Source organism: Microbispora sp. CSR-4 (assembly GCF_008033685.1).
In the GTDB taxonomy this organism is placed as follows: Bacteria; Actinomycetota; Actinomycetes; order Streptosporangiales; family Streptosporangiaceae; genus Microbispora.
Genome location: NZ_VJVX01000186.1, coordinates 1 through 1,013 on the forward strand (window position 1 = coordinate 1; position 1,013 = coordinate 1,013).

Sequence of the window (1,013 nt, forward strand, 5' to 3'; positions counted from 1 at the left end):
CCGCGCCTCATCCGGGGCGAACTCCTCCGGTGTTTGCAGGCGGACCACGCTGTCGCCGGACCACGCCTCACGCAGCCCGACCTCCAGCAGCACCCGCAAAAACCACGCCCGGTCATGACACGACTGCCGGTAGGCAGCCTTGAGCACCTCCACAGTGTCGAACCCCGACACCCGCTCCACAGCGATACCCGCCAGCACCCCCGCAAGCTCGGCCCCCGGCGGGACCACCGCCAGCCCATCAGGAATCGCCACCGGCACCCCACCACCGCCGGTACCTTCGCCCCCGGCCTCGCCCCCACCCTGGCCAGCGGAGGACACCCCGCCCACCACACGCGAAGGGTAGGCCGGGCCCACCGGGCCCACCGGGCCCACCGGGCGTGCCGGGCGCGCTGAAGGCGTCGGCTCCACCGGACGCGCCGGATCCGCCGGGCGCGCCGGGTCCGCCGGACGTGTCGGGTCCGCAGAGCGCGCCGGGTCCGCAGAGCGCGCCGGGCGAGGCGGGCGCGGCGCGCGTGCTGGACTTGTCGGGTCCGCAGAGCGTGCTGCACGTGTCGAGGGCACCGGCGGTGCCGGGCGCTGCCCGGCGGCAGCGGACGGCGAGTGCGGCGCGGACACGGCGGTGAACCCCCAGGAGCACAGACGAAGGCAAACAACGGTTTCCCGACCGCCCGGACCGGGACTTCCTTCAACAGACTCGGCTTAACACACGGCGTATGGCCAACGGCCCGCCAGCTAGGCTCACCTGCAACGGCTACCCCAAGCCTACCTCGAACACACCATCGAATCAAACCCTGACCTGGGCAAATACGGAGCCCCAGCCCAGCGATGCGAGGCAGTCCTCGATGCAACGCCCCGACCGTGGTGTCCGACTGAACCGAAGCGCGTGGACGCTCCGTTAAGGGGAACTACCCGGCGTCGCCGAGCACGCCGAGGACCAGCCGGGCCCGCGCCTCCTCGAACGGCAGGCCGTCGGCGCGTGCCTGTTCCAGTGCCGCGCCGGCCCGCGCGCGATC

At 72.9% G+C, this 1,013-nt stretch carries 1 protein-coding gene; it reads right to left on the minus strand.

Translation table 11 applies throughout. The annotated features are described in order from the left end of the window. On the minus strand, window positions 1-252 hold a 252-nt coding region (locus FLV34_RS39355; protein ID WP_147945594.1), incomplete at its 3' end, for a hypothetical protein. Window positions 253-1,013 lie beyond the last annotated feature (761 nt).